The sequence below is a fragment of the Fischerella sp. genome, from assembly GCF_013388695.1.
GTDB lineage: Bacteria > Cyanobacteriota > Cyanobacteriia > Cyanobacteriales > Nostocaceae > PCC9605.
Genome location: NZ_JACAEU010000037.1, coordinates 21,180 through 27,532, shown reverse-complemented (window position 1 = coordinate 27,532; position 6,353 = coordinate 21,180). Strand labels below are relative to the sequence as shown.

Here is a 6,353-nt window from a genome sequence, read left to right as displayed (position 1 = left end):
CTGCTATGGATAACAATTATATGGTTCAGGTTCTCAATTGTTTTTTCATTAGCAACACTTTAGATTCTTCTGATTCCTTGTGTCAAGCCTGATTGAGATGCTCTTACCCTGTGATTGTTAGTGGTTAGTAGTTAGTAGTTAGTAGTTAAAAATTCAAAATTCAAAATGCAAAATTAAGAAGAAATAAAAATTTTTAATTAATTTCGGGTACAAGCCCCCAATTTTAATTGTGGGGATTTCAATTTTGAATTTTGAATTTTGAATTTTTAATTGGAGCGAAGCGAGTGACCACATATCGACTTCACGCTTGCGTCCACCTGGTTTGGCCTCTGGAATCAGGTCACTGAGAAATTCATATTGTGCATATGTCAGGTTGCTGGGGTAAGCTTTACTCATGTCGCTCTCTCGGTGCTGTTTATTATCTATTCACAGCTTATACTGAGAGAACTTTTTTACAACCTGCCCTACTTTTCAAACACCCTCTAGGTAGGGACTGCGCTCAACATTTTTGTTCAAAGTACTTCAACAAACATTGCTGTCATTGCTTCCGAAGGTTTTCCCTGCCAAAGATAAAAATAAATACAGATGTTTTCACAATCGCTGCAAGTGTAGATCGCACAGTACAACAAAAAAACGGTAGAGGATTTTCATCCTCTACCGTTTTCAATTTCTAAATTTTAAATTTCAGACTAAATTCAAATTCCAAAACCTAAAATCTACTCAACACCAGGAGTCATCAATTCTCGGCGCTGTTCGGCGCGTACTGTCACAGTACCGCCTTCTTCCACATCAACAATAGCGACGTCACCCTCCTTGATACGACCAGACAGAATCTCTTCTGCGAGGCTATCTTCTAGCAAGCGCATAATTGCCCGACGTAACGGTCTTGCACCGTAGCTGGGGTTGTAACCCTCTTGCAACAGCCGCTCTTTGAAGCGATCGGTAACTTCCAAAGAAATTCCTTTTTCGGTAAGGCGACCGAATACTTCCTTGAGCATGATATCGGCAATTTGCATTACCTCTTCCTTGCTCAGTTGACGGAAGACGATAATTTCATCCAGACGGTTGAGGAATTCTGGACGGAAGTAGTTCTTCAGTTCTTCATTCACCAAGAACTTAATTCGGTTGTACTGCGACTCGCTAGCGTCTTCAGAGAACTCGAAGCCAATACCGCCACCACCTTTTTCAATCACCTTGGAACCAATGTTGGATGTCAAAATTAGCAAGGTATTCTTGAAGTCAACTGTACGACCCTTAGCATCGGTTAAGCGACCGTCTTCCAAAATTTGCAGCAGCATGTTGAAGACATCGGGGTGCGCTTTTTCGATTTCGTCGAACAGCACCACGGTGTAAGGACGACGGCGTACTGCTTCGGTGAGTTGACCGCCTTCGTTGTAGCCAACGTAACCTGGAGGCGAACCGATTAACTTGGAGACGGTGTGGCGTTCCATGTATTCGGACATATCCAGGCGGATCATTGCTTCTTCGGAACCGAAGAAGTAAGATGCCAATGCTTTTGCCAACTCGGTTTTACCTACACCAGTAGGCCCGGAGAAGACAAAGCTAGCGATGGGTCGGTTGGGGTTCTTTAAGCCAACACGAGCGCGGCGAATTGCCCGTGAAACTGCTTTCACAGCATCTTCTTGACCAATTAGGCGCTGATGCAAGGTGTCTTCCATGTGTAGCAACTTTTCGGACTCGGATTCGGTGAGTTTGTTCACCGGTACGCCTGTCCAAGAAGCAACAATATGGGCAATGTCTTCTTCGTTAACTACAGGTTCTTCGCCATCTGCACGACCACCACCAGCCTTGCTTTGAGCGATCGCGCGAATTTCGGCTTTGATTTCCATTTCGCGATCGCGTAGTTCGCCAGCGCGGTCAAAATCTTGGGCGCGAACTGCGTCGTCTTTTTCTTTTAATATTTGGCGCAGTTCTTTGTCCAATTCCTTGGCTGCGGGTGGTAGTTGGGAGTTAATCAAGCGTACCCGAGAACCAGCTTCATCAATCAAGTCGATGGCTTTGTCTGGTAAGTAGCGATCGCTAATGTAACGGTCGGACAATTTCGCCGCCGCAATCAACGCATCGTCGGAAATTTTCAGTTTGTGGTGTTGCTCGTAGCGATCCCGCAGACCCCGCAAAATTTCTATTGTTTCATCCACAGTTGGTTCACCGACCATCACTGGCTGGAAGCGACGTTCTAGGGCTGCATCCCGCTCAATGTGCTTGCGGTATTCATCTAGAGTTGTGGCACCAATGCACTGCAATTCACCTCTGGCCAAGGCTGGCTTGAGGATGTTCGCCGCATCAATAGCGCCTTCCGCCGCACCCGCACCAATTAAGGTGTGTACTTCGTCTATTACTAAAATTACATTTCCCGCCTGACGAATCTCATCCATGATTTTCTTCAGACGCTCTTCAAATTCACCTCGGTACTTTGTTCCTGCTACGAGTAAACCAATATCTAATGTGACTACGCGCTTGTCTTCCAAAATGTCGGGGACATCTTTGTTGCCAATGCGTTGCGCTAAACCTTCGGCGATCGCGGTCTTACCGACCCCTGGTTCTCCAATCAGCACCGGATTATTTTTGGTGCGGCGACCCAAAATCTGAATCACTCGCTCGATTTCCTTGGCGCGTCCCACCACGGGATCGAGCTTGCCATCCAACGCCATTTGCGTCAAGTTGGAGCCGAATTCATCTAAGGTCGGGGTCTTATTGCGTCCTGATTGAGCACCGGGAGCGCCCACCTCAGCGGTTTCTCCCAGCATCCGGATTACTTGAGTTCTAACCTTAGAGAGATCCACGCCCAGGTTTTCTAGCACCCTGGCTGCTACACCTTCCCCTTCTCGGATCAGGCCCAACAGCAGATGCTCGGTGCCAATGTAGTTATGCCCTAATTGGCGCGCTTCTTCCAAGGATAGTTCTAGAACCCGCTTTGCCCGTGGCGTAAACGGAATTTCCACAGCGACAAAGCCCGATCCTCGACCTATGATTTTTTCTACCTCAATCCGAGCATCCTTGAGATTGACGCCCATAGATTTCAGCACCTTGGCCGCCACTCCGGTACCTTCTCCAATCAGACCCAGGAGGATCTGCTCGGTACCCACAAAATTGTGTCCCAGGCGGCGTGCCTCTTCCTGGGCCAGCATGATTACCTTAATGGCTTTTTCTGTGAAGCGTTCAAACATGGCATTTTTCCCATCACCTGCGTCGTGCCGGTACGCTGATTTTAGCACAGCCAAATAAGTTGAATGTCTGTATAAAGAAATAGACATTCAACCAGGATCACCCAGGATTGATGGGAAATTGTTTGCTATTTATTACTTTTTATTGACTATGTATTGAGGAGCTTGAATTTACCGTCTTTTCTGGAGATTGACTACAGACGAAAAGTTTAGATTTATGAGTTTTTAATGCCAATCCCAAGTAGAGATATATACCATATATTTAGGTTACTGTCAATACCTTTTAGAACAATATGATAATTTTTTATAATATACAGTGTGAAAGTAAAAATTATTTTAAGTTAATAAAATTAACAGCTTATTGCTCAACTATACCTCTTACAGGGGAGTGGGAGATGGGGAGATGGGGGAGTGGGCACTGGGCATTGGGCATCGGGCATTGGGCATAGTTAACAAACACTAACTACTAACCACTAACTACTAACCATTAACTAATGACTAATGACTATTGACTAAATACCAAGAAAATTGACTGAGGCGATCGCTGATTTTGGCACGTAAGGTTTCCAAAGTATTTTGAAATTCTGGATATTGCATATCTCCTAACCAAAGAATCAGCGCGTCCTCATCATTATCTTTGTAGTAACGTCGCCGCCGTCCAGCAGTTTTAAACCCAAATTTTTGATATAAAGAAATAGCTGCTTGATTAGAAACTCGTACTTCGAGGGTAGCTCGTTCCAAGCCGCGATCGTGAGCAGTCTTAAGCAGAGAATATAGCATTGCCTGTCCTAATCCTTGCCCTTGGTATTGGGGTTGAACCGCCAATATTGTAATGTGGGCTTCTTCTAAAATTGACCAATAGCAACCCATTGCCAGAAGTTCTAACGGAGATAAAGGCGCAAATAAACCAAGTAAAACGCTGTTAGGGCTGTCTAACTCTCTTTGGTAAGCTTCCAGTGTCCAAAGACCGCCAAAACAAGCCATATCTAGCTCCAGCACCGCATTCAAATCTGGTGTTGTTATTAATTTCAGTTCTAATTTCGATTTGCTCACGCTTTGTTGGTAATTCCACTGACAAGAAGACAGAAGCCAAAGGGTATGGGGCAAGGGGCATGGGAAAAACAAGAGGGGGAAGAGGAAAAGAGGAGCCAGTGCGCCCTTGGAGGTTCCCGTAGACGCCCTACCCTTACGGAAAGCCGCCCATAGACGCGTAGCGGCTTCGGTGCAGGGTGAGTGAGTGCGCCCTTGGTGGTTCCCTCCGTTGTAGAAAGAGCCGTTGGGTTGTAGCGACTGGCAACAAAGGTGAAAGGTTAATAAATTCCTTTACCCTTTACCCAATCCCCAAGACTAGTTTATTTTTTGATACTTCCAAGCCAGAGAAAAATTATCTATCTTTGGCGAGGTTGTGTTGGTGCAATTAGTAATTGACTACGCAAATATTGATGGCTATAGGTCGCTTACAGGGAAAAGGCAAAAGAGTAAAGTAAATTACCTTTTCCCTTTGCCCCTTACCCTTGCGCCAAATCACTACTATTCCAGAACCAAAAGGCAGGGGCGAAGAAGCGCGTTATTGGGTAAACTGGGAATCGGCATACCCGCTAATCGCTTGTAATTAAGACAAGGACAACTATTAATAGTTATGGTATCGACTCACCCTGGTGGGGTTCAACTTTCTGCTAAACAGTATTTACCGCAAACAAGCAGTAACAATATCAATGTTTCACCAAATCAGGAAATTTTACCGCTGAGTGCGAAAGTTAACAGTCAAGACCACCTAGAAATAGGGGGTTGTGATGTGACAACTCTCGTGCAGCAATTTGGTTCACCGTTGTATATTTTAGATGAAGAAACCCTGCGAACGGCTTGCCGCCAATACCGGGAAAGTTGCCAGCGCTACTATAAGGGTGAATCTCAAGTATTGTACGCTTCCAAAGCATGGAGTTGTTTAGCAGTCTGTGCGATCGCCGCATCAGAAGGTTTGGGAATTGATGTCGTTTCTGGAGGCGAACTCTACACTGCCCTGAATGCAGGTGCGAGTCCGGAAAAAATCTACTTCCACGGAAATAATAAATCTCGGGAAGAATTGATTTTGGCAATCCAGTCCGGTTGCACGATCGTCGTGGATAACTGGTATGAGTTGCATACCTTAGTGGAGATAGCAGAAAAGATGGAGAGATTGGGAGATGGGGAGATGGGGGGAAGTTCTCACCCCACCACCCCATCACCCCACCACCCTATCCGAATCATGCTCCGCCTCACGCCGGGGATCGAGTGCCACACCCACGAATATATTCGTACGGGACACCTAGATAGTAAGTTTGGCTTTGATCCCAACGATTTGGATGAATTGTTTACTTTTGTCAGCAAGCAATCTGTCCTAAACTGTGTGGGGTTACACGCTCATATCGGTTCCCAAATATTTGAACGCCAACCGCATCAGGATTTAGCTGCGGTGATGGTGCAGTGGATGAGTCAAGCGGCTGATTACGGTTTAACTGTAACAGAGTTAAATGTTGGTGGTGGTTTAGGGATCAAATATATAGAATCGGATGATCCGCCCAGCATTGAAGAGTGGGTAAAACCCATTTGTGAAGTGATTCAAACCGCTTGTGCAGCAGAAAACTTGCCTCTACCGAAATTACTTTGCGAACCTGGGCGATCGCTAATTGCCACAGCCTGCATCACAGCCTACACTATAGGTTCATCTAAAGTTGTTCCCGATATCCGCACCTACCTAGCAATTGATGGCGGGATGTCTGATAACCCCCGTCCTATTACTTACCAGTCAGTGTATCGTACTGTAGTGGCCAATCGGATGTCTGCTCCCCTAACAGAAACAGTCACAATTGCTGGTAAACATTGTGAATCAGGGGATATTCTGATTCATAATGCCCAGCTGCCCAAAACTGAATCAGGGGATGTACTCGTAGTTATGGCAACTGGTGCTTACAATTACAGTATGGCATCTAACTACAATCGCTTGCCCCGACCGGCAGCTGTTGTGGTGGCGAATGGCGAAGCAAATTTGATTTTGCAACGCGAAACTTATCAAGACTTGATTCGACAGGATTGTCTACCAGAAAGATTAAAAAATTAGTCATTAGTCCTTGGTAAGTCAGCGCGCTCCAAAGGGGGTTTACCCCATGTAGACGCCCGCTTTCTCGGCTT

3 protein-coding genes and 1 pseudogene are annotated in these 6,353 nt (G+C 45.7%); 1 reads left to right on the top strand and 3 read right to left on the bottom strand.

Annotated elements, in window-relative coordinates; genetic code table 11:
• Positions 1–291: 291 nt before the first annotated feature.
• The 3 genes and pseudogenes from HXY43_RS06320 to rimI form a co-directional block, all read right to left on the bottom strand.
• Positions 292–396, bottom strand: a pseudogene (locus HXY43_RS06320) (transposase); the annotation flags it as partial.
• A gap of 320 nt (positions 397–716) precedes the next feature.
• A complete protein-coding gene (locus tag HXY43_RS06315; protein WP_026734190.1) occupies positions 717–3,188 on the bottom strand; it encodes an ATP-dependent Clp protease ATP-binding subunit in 2,472 nt (823 codons plus the stop codon).
• Between the two features lie 495 nt (positions 3,189–3,683).
• On the bottom strand, positions 3,684–4,238 hold the full coding sequence (gene rimI / locus HXY43_RS06310) for a ribosomal protein S18-alanine N-acetyltransferase (RefSeq protein WP_290881287.1): 555 nt from the start codon (positions 4,236–4,238) through the stop codon (positions 3,684–3,686).
• Between the two features lie 586 nt (positions 4,239–4,824).
• Here rimI and lysA point away from each other — a divergent pair.
• Complete coding sequence (lysA, locus tag HXY43_RS06305; protein WP_290881285.1) at positions 4,825–6,282, top strand: diaminopimelate decarboxylase; 1,458 nt, start codon at positions 4,825–4,827, stop codon at positions 6,280–6,282.
• The last annotated feature ends 71 nt before the right edge of the window (positions 6,283–6,353 follow it).

What these genes read in the sequence shown, in the direction of transcription:
- HXY43_RS06315 (WP_026734190.1), bottom strand. Translation starts at nt 3,188, where the DNA reads ATGTTTGAACGCTTCACAGAAAAAGCCATTAAGGTAATCATGCTGGCC.
- lysA (WP_290881285.1), top strand. Translation starts at nt 4,825, where the DNA reads ATGGTATCGACTCACCCTGGTGGGGTTCAACTTTCTGCTAAACAGTAT.